The organism is Pseudarthrobacter sp. lyk4-40-TYG-27, assembly GCF_030209295.1.
In the GTDB taxonomy this organism is placed as follows: domain Bacteria; phylum Actinomycetota; class Actinomycetes; order Actinomycetales; family Micrococcaceae; genus Arthrobacter.
The window spans coordinates 68,344-91,879 of sequence record NZ_JARVSH010000007.1 but is presented as its reverse complement, the minus strand read 5'-3'; the positions used below and the strand labels follow the sequence as shown (position 1 = coordinate 91,879).

Sequence of the window (23,536 nt, the reverse complement as noted above, 5' to 3'; positions counted from 1 at the left end):
TTGCCTGCGATTTTGATGAACAGCACAGGAGCTACTGCCATGAGTCTTTCCGGCCAGTCCGCCGCCGGCACGTCCAGCACCGGCAAAACCCGCGCCGGCACGTCCGGCGCGGTCCCCACGCTGGATGGCCTGCGCCGTGCCTTGGAGCCGGACCGGACATTCGGCCGGGTCCGGGCCGAGGCCGCACGGGGCTTCGAGGTCCGTGGACAGGATTACCAGATCAGCGCCCCTGCGGGCTTGAGGCCCGTGCTGCTGGCGGAGATGGCAGACGGCCTGGCAGCAGCGGCGGACAGCGGTGAACCGGGCGTTGTGCTTGCCGTGACCGCCACGGGCAGGGAAGCCGAGGACCTCGCCGCGGCCCTGCGCGCGTACCTGCCGGCGGACACCGTGGCCGAGTTCCCCAGCTGGGAGACCCTTCCGCACGAGCGGCTCTCGCCGCGCTCGGATACCGTGGGCCGCCGGCTCTCGGTCCTTCGCCGCCTGGCCCATCCGGAAAGTTCGACGACGGCCCGGCTGCGCGTCGTCGTCGCGCCCGTCCGCGCCGTGGTCCAGCCGGTGGTGGCCGGCCTGGGAGACCTGGTTCCGGTCACGTTGAAAGTGGGCCAGGAGGTCCCGTTTTCCGATGTGGTGAAGAGCCTCGCGGACGCTGCCTACGCCCGCGTGGACATGGTGACGCACCGCGGCGAATTCGCCGTCCGAGGTGGCATCATCGACGTCTTCCCGCCCACCGAGGACCACCCCATCCGGGTGGAGTTCTTCGGGGACGAAGTGGACCAGATGCGCTGGTTCGCCGTTGCCGACCAGCGATCGCTGTCCGCCCCGGGCATCCACCACCCCGCGGAACTGCATGCGCCCCCATGCCGCGAAATCCTCATCACGCCGTCCGTGATGTCCCGCGCCGCCACGCTGAAGGCCCAGCTGCCGGCCGCGGCGGACATGCTCGAAAAGATCGCCGGCGGCATCGCCGTGGAAGGCATGGAATCCCTGGCCCCGGTGCTGGTGGACGCGATGGTGCCGTTCGTGGACCAGCTGCCCGCCGATTCCATCGCGGTGGTCATCGAACCCGAGAAGGTGCGCACCCGCGCCCACGACCTCGCCGCCACCAACGAGGAGTTCCTTGAGGCGGCCTGGTCCACGGCATCGGACGGCGGGACGGCGCCCCTGGACCTCAGCTCCCAGGCCAGCGCGGCGCTGCATTCGGCGAGCTTCCGGTCGCTGGCTGAAACCCGCGGCTCAGCCCTGGCGCACGGGGTCTCCTGGTGGTCCATTACCTCCCTGGCGCAGGACGCGGAGCTGCTTCCGGAGATCGACGTACTGAACCTGCATGCCCGCGAACCCCGCGGCTACCAGGGCGATGTGGCGGAAATGATGGAGTTCATCGGCTCGCACGTCCGCGACCAGTGGCGCATCGTGGTGGCTACCGAAGGTCCCGGCCCGGCCCAGCGCCTGGCCGAGCTCTTCCATGACGCCGACATTCCGTGCGCCCGGGTGGACAGCCTGGACCACGAACCCCAGGCGGGCATCATCGAAGTGACCACCGCCGCCGTCGGCCGCGGGTTTGTCCTTGACGGGCTCAAACTGGGCCTGCTGACGGAGGCCGACCTCCTGGGCCGGACCTCCGCCGGGTCAACCAAGGACATGCGGCGGATGCCCTCCAAGCGGCGCAATGCCGTCGACCCGCTGCAGCTCGTGGCCGGGGACCACGTGGTGCACGAACAGCACGGCATCGGCCGGTTCGTGGAACTGATCCAGCGGAAGGTGGCCGGCGGCGGTGACGGCGTGCGCGAGTACCTGGTGCTGGAGTACGCGCCGGCCAAGCGCGGGGCGCCCGGCGACCGCTTGTTCGTCCCCACGGACCAGCTCGACCAGGTGACCCGGTACGTGGGCGGTGACGCTCCCGTCCTGAGCAAGATGGGCGGCGCCGACTGGGCCAGCACCAAGTCCAAGGCCCGGAAGGCCGTCAAGGAAATCGCCGGTGAACTGATCCGGCTCTACTCGGCCCGGATGGCCTCCCGCGGGCACGCGTTCGCCCCGGATACGCCCTGGCAGCGGGAACTGGAGGAGGCCTTCCCATACGTCGAGACCCCGGACCAGCTCACCACTATCAACGAGGTCAAGGCGGACATGGAACGGGAGATCCCCATGGACCGCCTGGTCTCCGGCGACGTCGGCTACGGCAAGACCGAGATCGCGGTGCGGGCGGCGTTCAAGGCCGTCCAGGACGGCAAACAGGTGGCTGTGCTGGTGCCCACCACCCTGCTCGCGCAGCAGCACTATGAGACGTTCACCGAACGGTTCTCCGGCTTCCCGCTGCGGGTCAAGCCGCTGTCCCGGTTCCAGGCTGCCAAGGAGGCCAAGGAGACGGCTGAGGGCGTGAAGAACGGCACGGTGGACGTAGTGATCGGCACGCACCGGCTGCTCTCCAAGGATTTCGAATTCAAGGACCTGGGCCTGGTGATCGTGGACGAGGAGCAGCGGTTCGGCGTCGAGCACAAGGAAGCGCTGAAGAAGATGCGCACCAACGTGGACGTCCTGGCCATGAGCGCCACCCCGATTCCGCGAACCCTGGAGATGTCCCTGACCGGCATCCGGGAAACCTCCACCCTGGCCACCCCGCCGGAGGAACGGCACCCGGTGCTGACCTATGTGGGCCCGTACACGGACAAGCAGACCTCCGCCGCGATCCGCCGCGAACTGATGCGCGAGGGACAGGTGTTCTTCGTCCACAACCGGGTCTCCACGATTGAACGCACCGCCGCGAAGATCCGCGAACTGGTGCCGGAGGCGCGCGTGGAGGTGGCGCACGGCAAGATGTCCGAGAGCCGGCTGGAGCAGATCATCGTGGACTTCTGGGAGAAGCGGTTCGATGTCCTGGTCTGCACCACCATCATCGAGACAGGGCTGGACATCTCCAATGCCAACACGCTGATCGTCGATGGCGCGGACAAGTACGGCCTGTCCCAGCTGCATCAGCTTCGCGGCCGGGTGGGCCGTGGCAGGGAGCGCGCCTACGCCTACTTCCTCTACCCCTCGGAAAAGCCGCTGGGCGAGGTGGCCCTGGAGCGGCTCAAAGCTGTGGCCGCGCACAACGAACTGGGCGCCGGCATGCAGCTGGCCATGAAGGACCTGGAGATCCGTGGCGCCGGCAACCTGCTGGGCGGTGAACAGTCCGGGCACATCCAGGGGGTGGGCTTCGACCTGTACATCCGCCTGGTGGGCGAGGCCGTGGCGGACTTCCGCGGCGAAGCCGAAGAGAAGGCTGCGGAGATGAAGATCGAACTGCCGGTCAACGCGCACCTGCCGCACGACTACGTCCCCGGCGAGCGGCTGCGCCTGGAGGCCTACCGGAAGCTCGCCTCCGCGGTCACCAACGAGGCCATCGACGAGGTCATGGCGGAACTCGTGGACCGTTACGGCGAACTGCCGCTCCCGGCGCAGAACCTCGTGGCCGTGGCCAGGTTCCGGGTGGGTGCACGCGAGGCCGGCCTGACCGACGTCGCGCTGCAGGGCAACTTCATCAAGTTTTCCCCGGCCACCCTGCCGGAATCCAAGGTGATGCGACTGAACCGCATGTACCCGGGCGCCCAATCCAAGCCCGCCCTGGACGCCGTCCTCATCCCCAAACCGAAAACCGCACGGATCGGCGGCCGGGACCTGCAGGACGCCGAGATCCTCGACTGGGCCAACGGCGTGATCCGGAACATCTTCTCCGATGCTCCCCTGACCGTCGGTTAGGGGATGATGGGAGGACACCACGCCGCGTCGGGAGCAGCGGCGTGGGTTGCTGTTGCGTCCACGGGACCGTACACACTGGGCTGGTATCCGCTGGATCCCACCGGCATCCTCATCGGCGGGATGGCGACGGCGGGCACGGCCCTGGTGTGCGACTGGGACCACCGCTCCAGCACGGTGGCGCACTCGCTCCCGCCGCTGTCCAATGTGATCGCGCGTGGCATCGAGAACGCCAGCGGCGGCCACCGGCAGGGCACGCATTCCATCGTGGGCGCCGCCCTGTTCGTGTTCCTGGCCGGCCTGGCATCTCAGGTCCATATGGACACCCCCTGGGGCCGCCTGTCCGTCGGCGCCGGGCTGCTGTGCATGTTCCTGATCAACATCGCGGCCAAGGCGCTGAAACTCTTTCCCAAGAGTGGATTCATCTCGAACTGGATTTTCGCCCTGGCGATGGCCGGCCTGGTCACGTTCTTCGCGCCGGACCAATGGACCTGGCTGCCCACCTCGATGCTGATCGGAGTGGTGGTCCATATTGTCGGCGACCTGGTCACCACCGGGGGAGTGCCGCTGCTGTGGCCGCTGGTCATCAGGCCACCCCGGCTGCTGCGCCGGCTGCCCCTGCTGCGGAACGTCTGGCGCCCCAACGGCGCCCTCTCGGTGCCCCTGCTGGGACGGGCGGGATCCAAGCGGGAGTGGCTGGTGCTGATCCCGGTCAGCGCCTACGCCATGGTGGGCATGTCCATGGCCGGCTGGGCCATCGCGAGGGACCACTGGGGCCCGGTGGCCGCCGCTGCGGGGGCTTGGATCAGGCTGTGGTTCTAGCAGCAGGAAGGCCTCGGGCAGCAGACAGCAAAGGACCCCGGACGGCGTGTCCGGGGTCCTTTGCTGTCTGCGTGGGGATCAGTGCTCGCCTGCGGAGTCAGACCGTCCGAGGATGGTCTGCGGGATCCAGAACGCCAGGGCGAACAGGACCAGGCACACCGCCATCGGCCAGGGGTTGTCCAGGCTGAGGAAGGACAGGGAGTAGATGGCGCCCAGGAACAGGGCGAAGCTGACCACGAAAAGGACAGCGCTGGTGGCCGTGTTGTTCTCGTTCTGCGGGGTGCGGACCATGTCCTGGTTAGACGTCGTGTCCCGGCTGGACGCGTTGATCTTGCTGGACATGTGTTCCTCCTCGGCCCCGCGGGGCTTGGTCTGTGGCGGCCGTCCGGTCCCGGTCAGTAAGCGGCTGAACCCTGTTCACCCTTGACGATGGCAATCCCGGAGCTGGCGCCGATTCGTGTTGCACCTGCAGTAATCATAGCCTGAGCGTCGGCCAGGGACCGTACACCGCCGGAGGCCTTGACCCCCACGTTCGGGCCCACTGCCTTGCGCATCAGCGCCACGTCTTCAACGGTGGCGCCGCCACCGTTGAAGCCTGTGGACGTCTTGACGAAGTCCGCGCCGGCCTCCACTGCCGCCTGGCACGCCAGGACCTTTTGTTCGTCGGTCAGGAGCGCGGTTTCGATGATGACCTTCAGGATGGCACCACCGGCGTGCACGGTCTCGGCCACGGCGGCGATGTCATCGGCCAGGGCGCCCTTGTCGCCTGCCCGGGCAGCGGCGATGTTGATCACCATATCCACCTCGTCAGCGCCGTCCAGTACCGCGCCACGGGCCTCGAAGGACTTCACGTCCGTGGGGGTCGCCCCCAGCGGAAAGCCGACCACGGAGCAGGTGAGGACCCCTGAGCCCTTCAGCGCGGTGGTGACGGTCTTGACCCAGACAGGGTTGACGCAGACCGACTTGAACCCGTACTCGGCGGCCTCGGCGCAGACTTTCAGCACCTCGGCTTCCGAGGCTTCGGGCTTGAGCAGCGTGTGGTCGATGTAGGAGGCGATGTTCCCGTCACCGGCCGGTGTGGCGGTGCCTGCGTGAACGGTGGCTTCATTGCTCATGGATGGTCCTCTCGAGGGGCTTCGTGGGCCCGGCGCGTCGGTGACTCGTTGCTGAAACCATCTTGTCACAGCGCGCCGGGGCCGCACCGGCAGCCCGGTGGCGGACGCCGCGGGACAACCCCGGCCGGGCCGGTCAGGCGGCCACCTGCAGTGCCGGCACGGGGGCGGCGGACGGAACTGCGGTGGCAACGGCGGTCAGCAACTGGGTGGCGCAGGCCCCCGCCGCGGACGCGGCCGCCACCAGCAGGCCCAGCCGCACGCCGTCGAACGCCGCAGCATCACCGATGGCCCAAATGCCGGGGACCGACGTGCGGAAGTCGCGGCTGATCACGATGCCGCCGCCGGCGGCCGTCCGCACCCCGGCCGTGGCGGCGAGGCTGTCACGGGAGACCCGTTCCTCGGCCAGGACCACCAGGTCTCCGGTCATGCTGCTGCCGTCCTCGAAGACGACGGCGGAGGAGGCCAGGCCGGAAGCGGATCCGCCCGGAACAACGGAAGGAACGACGGCGGCGGGCCGGGCCGTTGTGCGGATGGGCCGCACGCCTTTGGCCCGGAGGACGGCTTCGGCTTGTCCGGCGGCCGCGCCGGTGCCGACAAGGATGCCGACGGGCCTGCGTCCCAGTTCACGGGTGACTTCCTGGACGCCTTCGGCGATGCGCGGGGCGTCGTCGATGGTGGAGTAGCTCAGGCACTGGGCGGCGCCGTCCACGGGGCTGGCAGCGGGGGCGGAGCCGGTGGCGATGACCAGCTGGTCGTAGGCGAACTCCATGCCGTCGGCGGTGGCCACGGTGCGGTTGGCGGCGTCGATGTGGCTTGCGGGCTGGCCGAAGCGCACGGAAACCTGGGGCAGCATGGCCAGTTCCAGCAGTTCGGCGGGAGTGTCGTCCCGGTTGCTCAGTACGGTAATGCTTCCGGTGAAACGGGCGCGGTCCAGCTGCGCAACCAGGGCTTGGGCGGCCGGTCCGGCCCCGGCGATGACGATGCGGGTTGCCTCGGAGGTGGACGGGGAGGGTGCCGGAGCGGACATGTGCTGGCCCTTTCGCTGGTGGCCGTTAACCGGCCGGAACTTCGTGATGCACCCCAGCGTAGGGGCCTGCTTTTTCGGTTGTGTTACCCGTCCATTGCTGTTTCGGAGGGTGCTGTTCGCCAGTATTTACCGGCCGGTAACAGAACCCGTGACGCACCTCTCATCCGGGAGCCGGCGGACACATTCGGCCGCCCCCGGACCTCAAACGCGGATCCGGTAGCCCCGCTTCACCACGGTTTCGATGAGCTTGCCGTCCGGCAGCGACGACCGCAGCCGGCTCACGGTCATGTCCAGCGCGTGGACGGAACCACGGAGCTCCAGCAGGTCCGAAAGGGACTCGCGGGACAGGACCGCGCCCCCGGCACCGAGCAGCGCCCGCAGGAGCAGCAGCGGGGCGGGGGCCAGTTCCACCTGCCGGCCATCGATGCGAAGGCTGCGGCCCCGGAGCTCGATGTTTCCGGAGCGGGTGTCGAGCCGCCGGACGTGGTTCAATGCCAGGTGCTCGCACACCAGGCGGATGAGGGCTCCCATCCGGAACCGTTCCGGGATCAGCGGGGTCACCCCGGCGTCCAGCAGGGGCTGCGCCGTGACGGGACCCACCACCGCGGTAGTGACATTCAGTTTCAGGCTCTCCACCAGCTGCTTGTACAGGCCCATCTCGTGGGCCGTGCTCCACATCGCGTCCACCGCGGGGGCACTGGTGAACGTGAGGACATCCAGGTTTCCGTTGCAGGCAGCCTCGATCAGCCGCGGCAGCTTGTCCTCGCCGTCGGGCTTGACCCAGCGGTAGGGCGTCACCGTCAGGACCGTGGCGCCGGACATCCGGAGCCGTTCGATCTGGCGGACGTCGGTGTAGCCGTGCAGCTGCATGGCGACGGTCTTGCCCCGGACGCCTTCGGTGAGCAGCATGTCCACCAGCGTGGCAGTGGTTTCGTCGCTGCTGATCCCGACGTCGGCGAGGCCGGCCGCACGCACGGCCCCGCGGGCCTTGGGTCCCCGGACGAACATCCGGCAGCTTCCCAGCGTTTCCAGCAGTTCGTCGCCGATTCCGAAGGAGTCAGCGGCCTCGCACCACCGGCGCATGCCGTAGGCGGTGGTGGCGATGCACAGGTCCGGTTTGGCGGCGATGATGGCCCTGGTGTCTTCGATCAGGCGCATGTCCTCCTGGACGGGGGCGATCTTCAGCGCCGGAGCATGCAGCACTTCGGCACCCCGTCGCTCCAGGGCCTCGATCAGGTCGCGTGACCGCCGGTCCGAGGTGACGCCGATGCGGAACCCCTCAAGCGGCGATTCCGCGGCATCTGTTGTTTCTTCAGCCTGCGTGGGTTCGGCCGGTGCAAGTGCAGTCATGGGGGTCAATCCTTTCATGATCCCAGCAGCGAGGCCGCCAGCATGTCCAGGTCGGCGGCGGCTCCGGCGTGCTGCCGGTTGGCTTCGGCCACCCGGACCACCTCACCGATCACCAGTACTGCGGGATTGCTGCAGCCGGCAGCGGCGGAGGTGATGGTGCCCAGGTTTGCGATGGTGGTGCGCTGGCCCGGCCGGTAGCCGCGTTCCACCACGGCCATGGGCATGTCCGGGCGCATTCCGGCGCGGCGCAAGCCCGCTGCCAGCTGGTGCAGGGTGCCAATGCCCATGAGCACCACGATGGTCCCGCCCAGGCCGGCCAGGTGGTGGTGCTCCTTCTCAGTCAGCGGCGCGTGTCCGGAGACCACGGTGAACATGTGGCTGACCTCGCGGTGGGTGACCGGGATGCCTGCCGCGGCCGGGACCGAGATGGCGCTGGTAACGCCGGAGATGACGTGCACTTTGACACCGGCGGCCACGCACGCGGCAACTTCCTCCCCGCCCCGGCCGAAGACGTAGGGGTCCCCGCCCTTGAGGCGCACCACGTTGTTGCCGGCCAGGGCGCTTTCGACCATCAGTTTTTCAATGTCCGACTGGCTGACTTTGTGGTGGCCCGGTTTCTTTCCGACGTCCACCAGCTCCGCGGAGGTCAGCAGCGGCAGCTCCTGGTACGGGGCCAGCCGGTCGTAGAAGACGACGTCGGCGTCCCGGAGCGCCTTGACGGCAGCCACGGTGAGCAGGTCGCCCGTGCCGGGGCCGCCGCCCACCAGGGTGACGTGGCCGGCCGGGCCGGCGGCGGGCTCGGCAGCGACCGGGATGCCGGCGTTCCGGCAGCGGTCAAGGAAAGCGCCCCAGCCGTTCTGTCCGTCCTCGACGGCGGCGACCAGGAACAGCCGCTCCGGTACGTGGACGAGCCGCGCCTCTGCGGGGCTTCCAACGCGGTGGACGACGGCGCCCGCGGCTTCGTACCGCCGCACCGCCTGCCGCGCGGCATCCGGGGCGCCGGCCACCAGGACGTTCCGGCCGGTGAGGTCGATACAGAGCTGCATGGCTATGCCTCGTTTCCAGGGGTTTCCGTGGTGGCGGAGCGGACCGGGATGGAAGCGCCGATCAGGACCTTGGTTTTTTCCTCCGGGGTGGCGGGGCGCATCTGGCCGCGCTCGTCCGGGACGAAGGTGATGGAGTCGTCCTTCTGGTCGGGAGCGTTGACGAAGGAGCGGAACCGGCGGAGGCGTTCGGGGTCCTTGAGGGTGTCTGCCCATTCATCCACATACGTGTCCACGTGCTTGGCCATGGCGGCTTCGAGTTCGTTGGCGATGCCCAGGGTGTCCTTGACCACCACGTCCTCAACGTGCTTGATGCCGCCGTCGAGCTCTTCCTGCCAGCGGGCCGTGCGCTGCAGGCGGTCCGCCGTGCGGATGTAGTACATGAAGTAGCGGTCGATGTACTTGATCAGGGTTTCGTCGTCCAGGTCCTTGGCCAGCAGCTGGGCGTGGGCCGGGGTGGCTCCGCCGTTGCCGCCGACGTACAGGTTCCAGCCGTCGGCGGTGGCGATCACGCCCACGTCCTTGCCGCGTGCTTCGGCACACTCACGGGCGCAGCCGGAGACGCCCATCTTCAGCTTGTGCGGGCTGCGCAGGCCGCGGTAGCGCAGCTCCAGCTGGATGGCCATGGCCACCGAGTCCTGGACACCGAACCGGCACCAGGTGGACCCGACGCACGACTTCACCGTGCGCAGGCTCTTGCCGTACGCCTGGCCGGACTCGAAGCCGGCGTCCACCAGTTCCTTCCAGATCTCCGGCAGCTGCTCCAGCCGGGCACCGAACATGTCGATCCGCTGGCCGCCGGTGATCTTGGTGTACAGGCCGTACTTTTCGGCGACGGCGGCGATCACGCCGAGCTTCCTGGGGGTGATCTCCCCGCCGGCGATGCGGGGGACCACCGAGTAGGTGCCATCCTTTTGCATGTTGGCCAGGGCGCGGTCGTTGGTGTCCTGCAGGGTGCCGCGGCCGGCGTCCAGCACGTAGGCGCTGTTCTGGCTGGCAAGGATGTTGGCGATGGTGGGTTTGCAGATGTCGCAGCCGGCCCCGGTGCCGTACTTGGCCATGATCTCCTCGAAGGAGGTCAGTCCCAGGACGCGGATGGCGTCGAAAAGTTCCTGGCGGGACAGTTCGATGTGCTCGCACAGGGCCTTGGAGACCTCGACGCCGGACTTGGTGAGTTCGGTTTCCAGCAGCTTCTTCAGCATGGGCACGCACGAACCGCACTGGGTGCCGGCACGGGTGCAGCCCTTCAGTTCGCCCAGTTCCTGGACCGGGGCGTTGCCGTCGCAGGCGCCGCAGCCGTTGACGGCGTCGCGGATGGTACCTGCCGTGACGTTGTTGCAGGAGCACAGGGTGGCGTCGTCCGGGAGCTCGGTTTCGGGAGCTTCGCCGCCGCCGGCCGCGGTCAGGAACGCGCCGGGCTCTGCGGGGAGTTCACGGCCCAGGAGAGGCCGCAGGCTCATGTAGGGAGAGGCATCGCCGACGAAGATGCCGCCCAGGAGGGTCTTGGCGTCGTCCGTGGTGACGATCTTCTGGTAGACGCCGCGGGCGGGGTCCGCGTAGACGATTTCGAGGGCGTGCTCGGTGCGGGCAAAAGCGTCACCGAAGCTGGCCACGTCCACGCCGGAGAGTTTCAGCTTGGTGGCGGTGTCGAAGCCGGGGAACGTGGCGTCGCCGCCGTGCAGCCGGTCGGCGACGATCTCGGCCATGGTGTTGGCGGGCGCCACCAGGCCAAGGCACATGCCCCCGAAGTTGGCTACCTCGCCAATGGCCCAGATGCCGGGGACTTCGGTGGCGCAGTAGTCGTTGATGACCACGCCGCCGCGCGGGCCCAGGCTGAAAAGCTGCTCTTCGCCGTCGGCGGCTCGGAAGAGTTCGTCACGGGGCTTGACGCCGACCGCGACGATGACCAGGTCGGCCGGGATGATCCTGTTGTCGGCCATCAGCACTCCGGTGACCTGGCCGTCGTCGTCCGCCAAAATCTCCGAAGGGAAGACGCCGCCGTGGACCTCGAAGCCCTTGGCTTCGATCAGGCGGCCCAAGGCCTGGCCCGCGCCCTCGTCCAGCTGGGTGTTCATGAGCCAGGGGGCGCCGTTGATGACCACCGGGGTGGCGCCAAGCTGTTCCGTGCCGGCTGCGGATTCCAGTCCCAGGAGCCCGCCGCCAATGGTGACCGCGTTGATCTTGCGGCCGAGTTTCGCGGTGAGGTCGGCGACGGCCTTGTTGATGGCCCACACGTCCTCCAGCGTCCGGTAGACGTGGGCGTGCCCGGCGCCGGGGATGGGCAGGCGGACGGCGTCCGAGCCCGTGGCCACGACCAGTTCGTCATATTCGTAGGTGTTGCCGGCGGCCGTCTCCACGGTCTTGGCCTCAGCGTTGACCTTCACGACGCGCTCGCCGGTCTTCAGGGTCAAGGAGCCGTGCTCCCACATGGAGGTCGTTCCCAGCGTCAGGTCCACACCGGTGTCCGTGAGGGCCTTCGAGAGGGCCACGCGGTCGTAGGGGAGGTGGGCTTCCTCGGTGAGGACCGTGACATCCCAGCCGTCGAGGCCGCGGGCATGCATGGCGTCCGCGAAACGGTGGGCCGCAGGGCCGCCGCCGGCGACGACGATGCGGCGCGGAGTCTCGGTGCTTGAAGTCTGTTCGGTCACTGTGGGCCTTTCGCATGGGCCGCAGACGGTGCTCTGCAGCTTGTGCTCCCAGCCTAGGGAGGGGCAGTTTCGCCTCAGTTTCCCTTTTGTTTCGTCAACTTAACTTCTGCATCACGAGCGCATTTCCGGCCGCGTGAGGTCTCTTTTACCCGCCGGACACATTCACCGCACCCCTTTGAAACACCCGGAACCTAGCGTTGGACACGGCATCACAAGCAGCCGCTTGCAGGGATGACAGGCACAGGAGAGGAGCCGGACATGACGGCAACACTGGAACTTGGGGCGCTCGCCGCCGAATCAGACACCGCCGGATCCGGGACCGGTTGGCACCGTGTCTGCGCGGTGGAGGACCTTGAGCCCGCCTGGGGCGAGGCAGCGCTGCTTGCCGGCCGCCAGGTGGCGCTGTTCCGCACCGGTCCACGCGAAGTCTTCGCCGTGGCGCATGAGGACCCGGCCACCGGAGCCCACGTCATGGCCCGCGGCATCCTGGGTTCCAAGGGCACGCGCCCCACGATCGCGTCGCCGCTGCATAAAGAGGTCTACGACCTCGAGACCGGTGAATGCTTCACCACTCCGGGCCTGCGCCTGGCCGCCTTCAACACCCGGATCACCGACGGGTTCGTCGAGGTGGAACTCTAGGACTTCCCGCACACAGGAAAGGGGCGCCAGGCGGCGCCCCTTTCCGCGGTTAAAGTCCCAGTGCCTCGCTGACGTCGTGCAGGACCTCGTCCAGGGAGGCACGCGCCGCCTGGCGCGCCTCCGGCAGTTCGGCGGCGGATCCCACGTGGTGGATCACTTCGAGGTAGCACTTGAGCTTGGGCTCCGTGCCGCTGGGCCGGATGATCACGCGGGTCAGGTCCCTGGTGATGTACAGCAGGCCCTCCGTGGGCGGCAGCTGGCCGCTTCCCTCTGCCAGGTCGGTGAAGACTTCCACCGCGGACTGCCCGAACGATTCCGGCGGCGAAACCCTCAACCGGTTCATCATGGCGTCCAGGAGGCCCAGGTCTGCGACCCGGATGTTCAGCTGGTCGCTGGCGTGCAGGCCGTGCTGGAGGTACAGCTCATCGAGGGTGTCGAAGACGGTCTTGCCGGCGGCCTTGGCGGCGGCAGCAAGTTCGGCGATCAGCACGGCGGCGGAAATGCCGTCCTTGTCCTTCACCAGGTCCGGCGCGACGCAATAACCCAGCGCTTCCTCATAGCCGTAGGTGAGGCCGGGAACCCGGGAGATCCATTTGAACCCGGTCAGGGTTACTTCATGGGCGAAGCCCGCGGCAGCGGCGACGCGCGCCAGCAGGCGGGAGGACACGATCGAGTTGGCAAAGACACCCTGGTGGTCCGCTTCGGTGCCGGCGTCCGCGAGCCGGGCGGCGATGTGGGCCCCCAGGAGGGCGCCGACTTCGTCTCCGCGGAGCATCCGCCAGGCGCCGGTGTCCGGGTCCTTGGCGGCGACGGCAGCCCTGTCGGCGTCGGGATCGTTTGCGATGACCAGGTCGGCGTCGAGCCGTTCGGCCGCTTCGAGGGCGAGGTCGAGTGCCCCGGGTTCTTCCGGGTTGGGGAAGCTGACGGTGGGGAATTCGGGGTCCGGTTCGGCCTGTTCGGCCACCATGGTGACATCCGTGAAACCTGCCGCGTTCGGACCTCCAGTGCCGTCCCGCCACCCACGCCGTGCAGCGGGGTCAGGACGATCCGCAGGTCGCGGGCGGGGAAGCGGTCCGGCATGGCCAATGCAGCAATCGCCCGCTGGTAGTCGGCGGCCAGCGAGCCGTCCAGCACGGTCCACCCGCCGGCCGCCAGTTCGATGGAGCCGACGGGGCCCACGGCGCTGATCCGCGCGGCGATGCGGGCGTCGTAGGGGGCCACGATCTGGGCGCCGTCGCCGTCGGCGGACACTGCGTGTCGGCCCAGGTAGACCTTGTACCCGTTGTCCTGCGGCGGGTTGTGGCTGGCGGTGACCATGACGCCGCCGTCGCATTCCAGGGCGCGGACGGCGTAGGCCAGCAGGGGAGTGGGGAGGGCTGCCGGGAGCAGGAAAGTCTCGATGCCGGCAGCGGTGAAGATGGCGGCCGTTTCGGCCGCGAAGACATCCGAGTTGTGCCGGGCGTCATAGCCGACGACGGCGCGCGGCCGGGTGCCGGACGCAGCTTCGGCCACGGCGTCCACCAGGAAGGCCGCCAGTCCGGCTGCGGCGCGGCGGACCACCACCCGGTTCATCCGGTTCGGCCCGGGTCCGAGGGCGGCGCGCAGGCCCGCCGTGCCAAACTGCAGCGTGCCGCGGAAGCTGTCTTCCAGCTCCTGCCGTGCCGCGGGGTCGCCCTCTTCAACGAGCCCCACGAGCCCAAGCAGCGATGCTTGTGTTGCGGGATCCGGATCCAGGGCGGCCCATTCCCGGGCCTCGGCAAGCAGGCGAAGTTCGGCATCGGAAGACGTCATGGGCCTAACGCTATCGTCATTGCAGGTCCGTTGCCCGCACCCCGGCGGTCAGGGGCGTTCAGAGCCGGGCGATGATGTCAGCCAGCAACCGGGAGATGCGCGGGCCCGCGGCCTGGCCGGATTCGATGACTTCCTGGTGGCTGAGCGGCTGGGGGCTGATGCCCGCTGCCAGGTTGGTGACCAGGGAGATGCCGAACACTTCCATTCCGGCGTGGCGGCCGGCAATGGCCTCCAGTGCCGTCGACATGCCGATCAGGTCCGCCCCGATCCGCTTGGCGTACTGCACTTCAGCCGGGGTTTCGTAGTGCGGGCCGGGGAACTGGGCGTAGATGCCCTCGTCCAGGGTGGGATCCACCTCGCGGGCCAGTCCACGGATGCGCGGTGAGTACAGGTCCGTCAGGTCCACGAACGTGGCGCCCTCCAGCGGGGACGCAGCGGTGAGGTTGATGTGGTCGCTGATCAGTACGGGGGTGCCGGGCGTCCAGGCCTCGTTGAGTCCGCCGCAGCCGTTGGTGAGGACCAGGGTCTTGCACCCGGCGGCCGCAGCGGCCCGGATCCCGTGCACCACTGCCCGGACGCCCCTGCCTTCGTAGTAGTGGGTCCGCGCACCCAGGACCAGGGCGCGTTTTCCGTCTTTGGCCAGTACGGACCGGATGGTTCCCACATGGCCTTCCACGGCGGGGGCATGGAAGCCGGGGACCTCCTCCGCGGAGAGGGTGGCGGTGGTCTCGCCGATCAGGTCGGCGGCCTCGCCCCAGCCGGAACCGAGGACCAGGGCGACGTCGTGGCGGTCCACCCCGGTCTCCTCGGCGATGTAGTCAGCGGCGGCCCGGGCGGCGGCAAACGGGTCAGTGTTCAGGAAGTCTGTTGTACTCACCAGTACAAGTTATCCTGCCGCCACTGTTGCCCTCATCACGGCCGGCCCGGAAAACGCCCTGTTTTCTTGGTGGTCAGGCCGGAGATGGGCGAGAATGGATGACTGTGACTACGCATCCAGATTTCAGTTCCCCCCGAATCGCGATCCTGGGAGGCGGTCCCGGCGGATACGAGGCGGCCATGGTCGCCGCCTCGCTGGGGGCAACGGTCACCATCATCGAACGTGCCGGGCTCGGCGGCTCCGCGGTGCTGACCGACGTCGTTCCCTCCAAAACCCTCATCGCCACGGCAGACCTCATGGCCCGGGTGGCCGAGGCGGGCGAGCTCGGCGTGAAATTCGACGTCGACGGCGGCGATTTCGTGCCGGTGATGCACGCTGACCTTAAGCACATCAATGACCGCCTCCTCACCCTGGCCCGCACCCAGTCCCATGACATCCGCGAGGGCCTGGAGAAGGTGGGTGTGCGGATCATTGCCGGGTCCGGCCGCCTCGTGGATAACCACACCATCGAGGTCCTGACCGCTGACGGCACCGAGACGGTGGAAGCCGACACCATCCTGCTGGCTGTTGGCGCGCACCCCCGCGAACTGGAAACTGCCCGCCCGGACGGTGAGCGGATCCTCAACTGGACCCAGATCTACGACCTTGACGAACTTCCCGAGGAACTGATCGTCGTCGGCTCCGGCGTGACGGGTGCCGAATTCGCCTCCGCCTACAACGGCTTGGGATCCAAGGTCACCCTGGTCTCCAGCCGCGACCGCGTGCTGCCGGGCTCCGACGTCGACGCCGCGGTGGTACTGGAAGAAGTCTTCGAGCGCCGTGGGGTCCGGGTCCTGTCCCGCTCCCGCGCCCAGTCCGTGGAGCGTACGGACGACGGCGTCGTGGTGACCCTCGCCGATGGCTCCACCGTGACCGGCAGCCACTGCCTGCTCTGCCTGGGCTCCATCCCCAACACCGCCGGACTGGGCCTTGAAGAAGCCGGTGTGGCCGTCAGCGACAGCGGCCACATCAAGGTTGACGGGGTATCCCGCACCACGGCCCCGAACATCTACGCCGCCGGCGACTGCACCGGCGTCCTGCCGCTGGCCTCCGTGGCCGCCATGCAGGGCCGCATCGCTGTGGCGCACTTCATGGGCGACGGCGTGACCCCGCTCAAGCTCCACCAGGTGGCGTCGAACATCTTCACGTCCCCGGAAATCGCCAACGTGGGAGTGTCCGAGGCGGAGATCGAGTCCGGCAAATACCAGGCGGACATCATCAAGCTTTCGCTGCGCAGCAACGCCCGCGCCAAGATGCGCAACGCCAAGGACGGCTTCGTGAAGATCTTTGCCCGGAAGGGCTCCGGAACCGTCATCGGCGGCGTGGTGGTGGGGCCCAACGCGTCCGAGCTGATCTTCCCGATCGCCATCGCGGTCAAGCAGAAGCTGCACGTGGACGACCTCGCCAGCACCTTCACCGTGTACCCGTCGCTGACCGGCTCCATCTCCGAGGCCGCCCGCCGCCTGCACGTCCACATGTAGGGCAAGGCCGGGGCCCCGTGTGGCCTTGCGGGGTTAGGGGAGGGCCGGGGAGGAATGCTTCTCGATAAGCCCCTTGATGTCCTCGTGGCAGCCGCCGCAGCCGGTGCCTGCCCGGGTGGCCTTGGACACGTCCGCCACCGTTGAGCAGCCGCCCTCCACAGCGCCCTGGATCGCCGCTCCGCTGACACCGGCGCACCGGCAGACGGTGCCTGCGGGGTCGGCGGCGCCGGGGACCAGGTCCGGCCCGTCCAGGCGCAGGAGCAGGGAACGGTCGGCGGGCAGTTCGGCGCCGCGTTCAAAAAGGCCCACCAGTTCGGCCGCGGTCCGCGGCATTCCCACTGACACCAGGCCCTCCAGGACGCCGCCGCGGGTGGTCATCTTGACGTAGCGGCCGTGCTCCGGATCGGCCCACTGGGCGATTTGCAGGCGCGGCCTGCCGTTGACGGCACCTGCGGTGAGCGCTTCTTCGTCCCAGGGGTCGGCGCCGTTGTTCCCGGCCACCGCCATGTTCAGGCCGCGGGCCTTCAACACCACGACGGCGGGTTGTTCCGGCGGCAGGGCCGGCAGCAGGTCCGCCTCGGCAGCGGTCCCTTCGGCCAGCAGGGTGAGGTAGCCGCCCAACCATTCGGCTTGGCGCCAGCCGGGGCCTACCAGCCCGGACGGGCCCATGGCGTTCCTGCATGCGGCGCAGCCCGGATCCGGGCAGCGAACCTCTGCGCAGTCGCCGATGGCGAAGATGTGCGGTTCGTGGTGCGCCCGCAGCCGGTGGTCCACCAGGATCCCGGTGCCGGTGGACAGTCCGCAGCCTTCGGCCAGTTCGGTTCGGGGACGGACCCCGCACGAGATGACCAGGAGGTCGCCGTCGATCGCGGACCCGTCGTCGAGCAGCAACGCCGAGAAGCCGCCGTCGGGCGCGTTGTGCTCAACGCCGGTGGAGCGGGCGTTGCCTGCCACCCTCACGCCGCACCGGCGCAGTCCGGCGGCCAGGACGGCGCCGCCGCCGCGGTCGATGTTGCGGCCCAGGGGGTGCGGCCCGTTGTGGACCACGGTGACCGTAGCCCCTTCTTCCGCGGCCGCGAGTGCCGTCTCCAGCCCGAGGACGCCGCCGCCCAGGACCACCACCCGTTTGCCGCCGTCCACCGCCTGGCGGAGCACGTCCGCGTCGCGGAGGTCGCGCAAGGCCGTGACCCCGGCGGGAAGCACGGGGGAGGCGGGATCGGGGTTGATTCCGGTGAGGTTGGGGATGACGGGCCGTGATCCGGTGGCAAATACCAGCCTGTCGTAGTGCACGGCGGTTCGGTCGGAAAGCAGGACTTGCTGCCGCGCCCGGTCCACCCGCTTGACCCGCACGCCCAGGCGGACGTCCACTCCCTCGGCTGCCAGGTCGGCGGCGTCGGCGAGGGCCAGGGCGCCGGCGGTGGTGCGGCCGACGCCGAGGTCCGCCACCAGGACGCGGTTGTAGGCGGCCTCGGACTCCTCACCCACTACGGTGAGCCGGGCGTGCCCGCCGCGGACGGCGGGCAGGAGCTCGTCCACCAGCCTGGCGGCCACGGGGCCGAATCCCACGATCACAATCTGCTCGCTCATGAGGCCTCCGTCTTTTGCAGCATGCGGGCGGAATCGGGGGCGGCCACGGGCCGGATCCACACGGTGTTGAACTTGAATTCAGGCATCCCGGAGATGGGGTCGGTGGCGGCTTCGGTCAGCCGGTTGGCGCTTTCGAATCCCGGGAAGTGGAAGGAGAGGAAGACCGTTTCGGGTCGGATGGCGCTGGTGAGTTCCGCCCGGCACACCACCTCGCCGCGTGCGTTGGCCACGGAGACCAGCGAGCCGGCGGTGATGCCGAGTGCCTCGGCGGCCGCAGGGTGGAGCTGGGCCTTCGCTTCCGGCTGGGCGGCGAGAAGTTCCTGGACCCGCCGGGTCTGCGCGCCGGACTGGTAGTGCTCCAGGAGGCGCCCGGTGATGAGGGTCATTTCCTTGGCGCCGGCCGCCGCGTTTGCGCCGGGGTCCGCAGTGGAGGGGCGACGGCGGCGTGGAACCACCGGGACCATGACCGCCTTGCCGCCGGGGTGCGCGAAGCCGTCCCGGAAGAGCCGCGGCGTGCCGGTGCTGCCGGCCGGGTAGGGCCAGTAGGCGGCTTCGCCCCGGTCCAGCATGGCGTAGTCGATGCCGGAGTAGTCGGCAAGGCCGCCTGCGGAGGCAAGCCGCAGTTCCTCGAAGACTGTCTCGGGGTCCTCGCTGTAGGTGGAGGGGGCGTCCAACCGCTCAGCCAGCCGGGCCATGATCCACAGTTCGCTGCGGGCACCGGCGGGCGGGGAGATGGCGCGGCGCCGGCGCAGGACGCGACCTTCCAGGTTGGTCAGGGTGCCTTCCTCCTCGGCCCACTGGAGGACCGGAAGGATGAGGTCGGCCTCCGCAGCGGTCTCCGACATGAAGAAGTCGCACACCACCAGGAAGTCCAGGCTGCGCAGGCCCTTGATGACAGTGTTGGCGTCGGGGGCGGCCACGGCGATGTTGGAAGCGTGTACGAAAAGGCACCGTACGCCGTCGGGCTGTCCCAGCGACTTCAGCAACTGGACGGCGGGCAGGCCGGGCCCGGGGATCAGCGCTTCGGGCACGCCCCAGACAGCGGCGACGTGGGCCCGGGCAGCAGGGTCGGTGATCTTCCGGTAGCCGGGGAGCTGGTCCGCCTTCTGGCCGTGCTCGCGGCCGCCCTGGCCGTTGCCCTGGCCGGTGAGGGTTCCGTAGCCGCTGCGGGCAGAGCCCGGCAGGCCCAGCAGGAGGCTGAGGTTGATGGCGGCCGTCGCGGTGTCGGTGCCGTCCACATGCTGTTCCACGCCGCGGCCGGTCAGGATGTAGCTGCCGCCTGCCTGCGCCCCGGCGGCCAGCCTGCGGGCGGTTTCCCGGATCAGGTCCGCGGGCACGCCGGTGAGGGATTGCACGCGCTCGGGCCAGAAGGCGTTGACGCTGCGGGCTACGGCGTCGTAGCCCGTGGTGCGCTCCCGCAGGTATACAGTGTCCGCCAGGCCTTCGTGGATGACCACGTGGGAGAGCCCGAGCAGCAGGGCCAGGTCAGTGCCCGGCAGTGGCTGGAGATGGATGCCGCCGCCGTCGGCTGTGAAGGCTGCCGTGGCGGAGCGGCGCGGATCCACCACGATCAGTCCGCCGGCATTGCGGGCACCCTGCAGGTGCTGGACGAACGGCGGCATGGTCTCGGCGACGTTCGAACCCAGCATGAGGATGGTGCCGGCGGCATCCAGGGCCTCGAGCGGGAAGGGCAGGCCGCGGTCCACGCCGAAGGCGCGCATGCCGGCGGCCGCTGCCGAGGACATGCAGAACCTGCCGTTGTAGTCGATCCGGGAGGTCCCCAGTGCCAGCCGGGCGAACTTGCCCAGCTGGTAGGCCTTCTCGTTGGTGAGTCCGCCGCCCCCGAAAACACCTATGGAGTCGGCCCCGTGGCGGGCGCGGGCGTCCCGGACTGCCGAGGCGGCCAGGTCCAGGGCCTGGTCCCAGCCGATCGGCCGGTGGACGCCGTCGGGACCCTTCAGGAGCGGCTCGGTGATCCTGCCCGCGTGGTTCAGGAGCGTGGGGGAGGTCCACCCCTTGCGGCAGAGTCCGCCGCGGTTGGTGGGGAAGTCCCGGCCGGCAACTTCCAGGGCTGTCGCGGGGTTGAGGGCAGGCACGGGGCCTGGCCCCGGCTGTGCAGCCGGGGCCAGGCCCGCGGGGGACGTGAGCGTCATGGCGCACTGCAGGGCGCAGTAGGGGCAGTGCGTGTCGGCGCTTTTGGTCATGTTAGACGTGCCCCATCGCGTTCCGGCCGGCGTTGCGGATGTAGCAGGTCCAGCAGACCACCAGCATGAGGACATACGCGCCGACGAATCCGTAGAAGGCCGGAGTGTAGGAGCCGCTGGCGGTGCTGGAGGCATTCAGCACCTGGGGGATCACGAAGCCCCCGTAGGCTCCGATCGCGGAGATCAGTCCGAGGGCCGAGGACGCCAGGCGCTGGGTGGCCACCGGGTTGGCACCGTTGCGGGCAGCCCGGCTGGAGGTGGCGAAGATGACCGGGATCATCCGGTAGGTGGCGCCGTTGCCGAAGCCGCTGGCGGTGAACAGCATCAGGAAAAGGACCAGGAAGAGCAGGAAGTTCTTCAGCGGGAGGGTCCAAATCATGGTCAGCGTGATCACGGCCATGGAGGCGAAGGCGGCAACGGTCATCCGGGCGCCGCCCATCCGGTCCGCCATGCGTCCGCCGTACGGGCGGGCCAGCGAACCCACCAGGGGGCCCAGGAAGGCCAGGGACAGGGCCACGGTCCCCACTCCGATGGAGGAGAACGCGGGGAAGTAGTCCTTGATGAGCTTGGGGAACACGCCGGCGAAGCCGATGAAGGAGCCGAAGGTGCCGATGTACAGCAGGGCCATGATCCACAGGTGCGGTTCCTTCAGCGCCGCGACCGAGCCGGCCACGTCGCCCTTGGCGCTGGTGAGGTTGTTCATGTACTTGAAGGCGCCGAATGCTGCCAGCAGGATGAACGGGACCCACATCCACCCGGCCATAGGCAGGTTGACGGTGCCGGCAGCGAGGAGGGTGATGACGATCGGGACGGCAAGCTGTGCGACGGCGGCGCCCAGGTTTCCGCCGGCGGCGTTCAGGCCCAGCGCCCAGCCCTTTTCCCTCGCCGGGTAGAAGAACGTGATGTTGGCCATGGAGCTGGCGAAATTGCCGCCGCCGAAGCCGGCGAGGGCGGCCACCAGGAGCATGACGCCGAACGGCGTGTCCGGGTTGGAGACACACAGAGCCAGTCCGGTGGAGGGGATCAGGAGCAGCAGTGCGGAGACGATGGTCCAGTTCCGTCCGCCGAAGCGGGGGACCATGAACGTGTAGGGAATGCGGAGGGTGGCGCCCACGAGGCTGGGCATCGAGATGAGCCAGAAGATTTCCGAGGTGGAGAAGGTGAAGCCGGCGGCGGGAAGCTGGACCACCACGATGGACCACAGCTGCCATACCACGAAGCCGAGGAACTCGGCGAAGATGGACCAGTTCAGGTTGCGGCGGGCGATGGCGCGGCCGGCGGTTTCCCACTGCTCCTTGTTCTCGGCATCCCAGTTGGCGATCCAGCGGCCGGGGCGGAATTCAAGGGCAGGGGCGTCTGTGGTGCGGGTACGGCCGGGCTGTGCGCTGGCGGATGCGGCAACGGCTGCCGGTCCAGTGGCCTCTTCGAGGTCAAGGGTATTTCCGGCGCCGGCATCAACGGTGCGGTCAACAGTCACGGGTTACCTCCTTCAGGGGATGTTGTTCCTCCAAGGTAGGGACGGCTCGTTTCGCGGACGGACGATGTTTGTTAACGCGCTGTGACTTTTGCCTATCCGGGCCTGTACGCCGGCGTGAGGCCCGGCGTGGAGGCCCGCATGGTGAGACGTACAACACGTGTCCGCATGATGGACGATTCGTCCATTGACTGGACGCAGCGAAGTAAGATCGAACTCTAATTATTCGAGCCGGGAGGCGGCCCCGCCTGTGCCCGGCCGGTCTCACGAAAGCGCTTACCTATGTCATCCCCCGATACCACCACGGTGCCCGGTTCGCACCAGCCGGTGAACTCCCGCGGCCGCGTCATCGTGGCGAGCCTGATCGGCACCACCGTGGAGTTCTACGACTTCTACGTCTACGCCACTGCCGCCGTGCTCGTCTTCCCGAAGCTCTTCTTCCCGGGCCAGAACGAGACCACCCAGCTGCTGAGCTCCTTCGCCGTCTTTGGCGTGGCGTTCGTCGCACGTCCACTTGGCTCCATCGTGTTCGGCCACTTCGGTGACAAGTTTGGCCGCAAGGGAACCCTTGTGGCGTCATTGCTCACCATGGGCATTGCGACCTTCCTGATCGGTTGCCTCCCCACCGCCCTGGTACCGGGCTGGGAATTCTGGGCACCGGCCCTGCTCGTCATCATGCGCTTTGCCCAAGGCCTGGCCCTGGGCGGCGAATGGAGCGGCGCGGCCCTGCTGGCCACGGAAAACGCGCCCGCCAACAAGCGCGCCATCTACGGCACCTTCCCGCAACTGGGCGCCCCCATTGGCTTCATCATCGCCAACGTCATCTTCCTCGTGGCCAGCTACACGCTCTCGCCGGAGGCCTTCGCGGCCTGGGGCTGGCGCGTACCGTTCCTGCTCAGCGCCGTCATGGTCATCCTGGGCCTGTACGTCCGGCTCAAGCTGATCGAAACCCCCGCCTTTACCAAGGTGGTGCAATCCAACGAAGTGGCGAAACTTCCGCTGGGCCGCGTCTTCAAGACCGGCTGGCGCCAGCTGATCCTGGGCACCTTCATCATGCTGGCCACCTACGTGCTCTTCTACCTGATGACCACGTTCACCCTCACCTACGGCACCAAGCCCACGCTGGCCGGTGCGCAGGCGGCCGCCGAAAAGGCCGGAAAGCCCATGACGGAGGCGGCCGCTGCCGCGTTCGTCCCCGGCCTGGGGTACACCCGCAACGACTTCCTCTGGATGCTGATCGCCGGCGTCGTCTTCTTCGGCATCTTCACCCTGGTCTCCGGCCCGCTCGCCGAGAAGTACGGCCGCCGCAAGATGCTGATGGCCGTCACCGCCGGCATCTTCGTGTTCGGCCTGCTGTTCGTACCGCTGTTCAGCGGCGGGTTCGTGGGCACCATGGGCCTGTTGATCCTTGGTTTCTCCCTGATGGGCCTGACCTTCGGGCCCATGGGGGCGCTGCTGCCGGAACTGTTCCCCACGAACGTCCGCTACACCGGCTCTGCCATCAGCTACAACTTCTCCAGCATCCTGGGCGCAGCCGTGGCGCCGTTCATCGCCGTCGCGCTGTGGGAAGCGGCCAAGGGCAGCCCCGTCCTGGTCGGCGTGTACCTGACGTCCATGGCCGTGCTGACCCTGATCGCGCTGTTCCTCACCCGCGAAACCCGCGACCTTGACTACGAGAACAACGTGGCCTGATTCTCCAACGCCACA

The 23,536-nt window shown here is 68.6% G+C and carries 15 protein-coding genes and 1 pseudogene; 5 read left to right on the top strand and 11 right to left on the bottom strand.

The window, feature by feature from the left end:
• Positions 1–39 precede the first annotated feature (39 nt).
• Positions 40–3,735: a transcription-repair coupling factor gene (gene mfd, locus QRM96_RS14565; RefSeq protein WP_243835492.1), complete on the top strand. Its 3,696-nt coding sequence runs from the start codon at positions 40–42 to the stop codon at positions 3,733–3,735.
• Between the two features lie 3 nt (positions 3,736–3,738).
• Positions 3,739–4,554, top strand: a complete 816-nt coding sequence (locus QRM96_RS14560) for a metal-dependent hydrolase (protein ID WP_208294411.1) — start codon at positions 3,739–3,741, stop codon at positions 4,552–4,554.
• Positions 4,555–4,632: 78 nt separating this feature from the next.
• Here the strand turns inward: QRM96_RS14560 and QRM96_RS14555 are convergent, their stop codons facing one another.
• The 6 genes from QRM96_RS14555 to nirB all read right to left on the bottom strand — a co-directional run bounded on the left by QRM96_RS14555 (position 4,633) and on the right by nirB (position 11,737).
• On the bottom strand, positions 4,633–4,896 hold the full coding sequence (locus tag QRM96_RS14555) for a hypothetical protein (RefSeq protein WP_018762970.1): 264 nt from the start codon (positions 4,894–4,896) through the stop codon (positions 4,633–4,635).
• A gap of 53 nt (positions 4,897–4,949) precedes the next feature.
• The gene (deoC, locus tag QRM96_RS14550; protein ID WP_285320078.1) at positions 4,950–5,669 is read right to left on the bottom strand and encodes a deoxyribose-phosphate aldolase; all 720 of its coding nucleotides are present in this window, start codon (positions 5,667–5,669) and stop codon (positions 4,950–4,952) included.
• Between the two features lie 133 nt (positions 5,670–5,802).
• Complete coding sequence (locus tag QRM96_RS14545) at positions 5,803–6,696, bottom strand: FAD-dependent oxidoreductase (RefSeq protein ID WP_285320077.1); 894 nt, start codon at positions 6,694–6,696, stop codon at positions 5,803–5,805.
• Between the two features lie 201 nt (positions 6,697–6,897).
• On the bottom strand, positions 6,898–8,046 hold the full coding sequence (locus tag QRM96_RS14540; protein ID WP_018762973.1) for a uroporphyrinogen-III synthase: 1,149 nt from the start codon (positions 8,044–8,046) through the stop codon (positions 6,898–6,900).
• Between the two features lie 14 nt (positions 8,047–8,060).
• The gene (gene cobA / locus QRM96_RS14535; protein ID WP_285320076.1) at positions 8,061–9,092 is read right to left on the bottom strand and encodes a uroporphyrinogen-III C-methyltransferase; all 1,032 of its coding nucleotides are present in this window, start codon (positions 9,090–9,092) and stop codon (positions 8,061–8,063) included.
• Positions 9,093–9,094: 2 nt separating this feature from the next.
• Entirely contained in the window at positions 9,095–11,737 is a 2,643-nt protein-coding gene (nirB, locus tag QRM96_RS14530) for a nitrite reductase large subunit NirB (protein ID WP_285320075.1), read from the bottom strand.
• A gap of 258 nt (positions 11,738–11,995) precedes the next feature.
• Here nirB and nirD point away from each other — a divergent pair, with 258 nt between their 5' ends.
• Positions 11,996–12,376, top strand: coding sequence for a nitrite reductase small subunit NirD (gene nirD, locus QRM96_RS14525; RefSeq protein WP_133832166.1), 381 nt, complete (start codon positions 11,996–11,998; stop codon positions 12,374–12,376).
• A gap of 49 nt (positions 12,377–12,425) precedes the next feature.
• On the opposite strand, the pseudogene QRM96_RS14520 reads toward nirD, so the two are convergent.
• Both QRM96_RS14520 and QRM96_RS14515 read right to left on the bottom strand, forming a co-directional pair.
• Positions 12,426–14,167 (bottom strand): annotated as a pseudogene (locus QRM96_RS14520) (phospho-sugar mutase).
• 58 nt (positions 14,168–14,225) lie between these two features.
• Positions 14,226–15,044: a purine-nucleoside phosphorylase gene (locus QRM96_RS14515; protein WP_018762978.1), complete on the bottom strand. Its 819-nt coding sequence runs from the start codon at positions 15,042–15,044 to the stop codon at positions 14,226–14,228.
• Between the two features lie 104 nt (positions 15,045–15,148).
• Between QRM96_RS14515 and QRM96_RS14510 the strand changes: the two genes are divergently transcribed.
• Positions 15,149–16,564 carry an NAD(P)H-quinone dehydrogenase gene (locus QRM96_RS14510; RefSeq protein WP_026264929.1) on the top strand — a complete coding sequence of 472 codons (1,416 nt, stop codon included), beginning with the start codon at positions 15,149–15,151 and terminating at the stop codon, positions 16,562–16,564.
• Between the two features lie 33 nt (positions 16,565–16,597).
• Here the strand turns inward: QRM96_RS14510 and QRM96_RS14505 are convergent, their stop codons facing one another.
• The 3 genes from QRM96_RS14505 to QRM96_RS14495 are packed head-to-tail and all read right to left on the bottom strand — an operon-like array spanning position 16,598 to position 21,832.
• Positions 16,598–18,151, bottom strand: coding sequence for an FAD-dependent oxidoreductase (locus QRM96_RS14505; protein ID WP_285320074.1), 1,554 nt, complete (start codon positions 18,149–18,151; stop codon positions 16,598–16,600).
• On the bottom strand, positions 18,148–20,355 hold the full coding sequence (locus QRM96_RS14500) for a molybdopterin oxidoreductase family protein (RefSeq protein ID WP_285320073.1): 2,208 nt from the start codon (positions 20,353–20,355) through the stop codon (positions 18,148–18,150). The genes QRM96_RS14505 and QRM96_RS14500 overlap by 4 nt, the downstream gene beginning before the upstream one ends.
• Before the next feature lies 1 nt (position 20,356).
• A complete protein-coding gene (locus QRM96_RS14495) occupies positions 20,357–21,832 on the bottom strand; it encodes an MFS transporter (protein WP_285320072.1) in 1,476 nt (491 codons plus the stop codon).
• A 279-nt stretch (positions 21,833–22,111) separates the two neighbouring features.
• On the opposite strand from QRM96_RS14495, the gene QRM96_RS14490 reads away from it, so the two are divergent.
• Complete coding sequence (locus QRM96_RS14490) at positions 22,112–23,521, top strand: MFS transporter (RefSeq protein ID WP_285320071.1); 1,410 nt, start codon at positions 22,112–22,114, stop codon at positions 23,519–23,521.
• Positions 23,522–23,536 lie beyond the last annotated feature (15 nt).

Coding starts and splice junctions, on each gene's coding strand:
- cobA (WP_285320076.1), bottom strand. CDS start 9,092: ATGCAGCTCTGTATCGACCTCACCGGCCGGAACGTCCTGGTGGCCGGC.
- nirD (WP_133832166.1), top strand. CDS start 11,996: ATGACGGCAACACTGGAACTTGGGGCGCTCGCCGCCGAATCAGACACC.
- mfd (WP_243835492.1), top strand. CDS start 40: ATGAGTCTTTCCGGCCAGTCCGCCGCCGGCACGTCCAGCACCGGCAAA.
- QRM96_RS14545 (WP_285320077.1), bottom strand. CDS start 6,696: ATGTCCGCTCCGGCACCCTCCCCGTCCACCTCCGAGGCAACCCGCATC.
- QRM96_RS14560 (WP_208294411.1), top strand. CDS start 3,739: ATGATGGGAGGACACCACGCCGCGTCGGGAGCAGCGGCGTGGGTTGCT.
- QRM96_RS14500 (WP_285320073.1), bottom strand. CDS start 20,355: ATGACCAAAAGCGCCGACACGCACTGCCCCTACTGCGCCCTGCAGTGC.
- deoC (WP_285320078.1), bottom strand. CDS start 5,669: ATGAGCAATGAAGCCACCGTTCACGCAGGCACCGCCACACCGGCCGGT.
- QRM96_RS14555 (WP_018762970.1), bottom strand. CDS start 4,896: ATGTCCAGCAAGATCAACGCGTCCAGCCGGGACACGACGTCTAACCAG.
- QRM96_RS14490 (WP_285320071.1), top strand. CDS start 22,112: ATGTCATCCCCCGATACCACCACGGTGCCCGGTTCGCACCAGCCGGTG.
- QRM96_RS14505 (WP_285320074.1), bottom strand. CDS start 18,151: ATGAGCGAGCAGATTGTGATCGTGGGATTCGGCCCCGTGGCCGCCAGG.
- QRM96_RS14540 (WP_018762973.1), bottom strand. CDS start 8,046: ATGACTGCACTTGCACCGGCCGAACCCACGCAGGCTGAAGAAACAACA.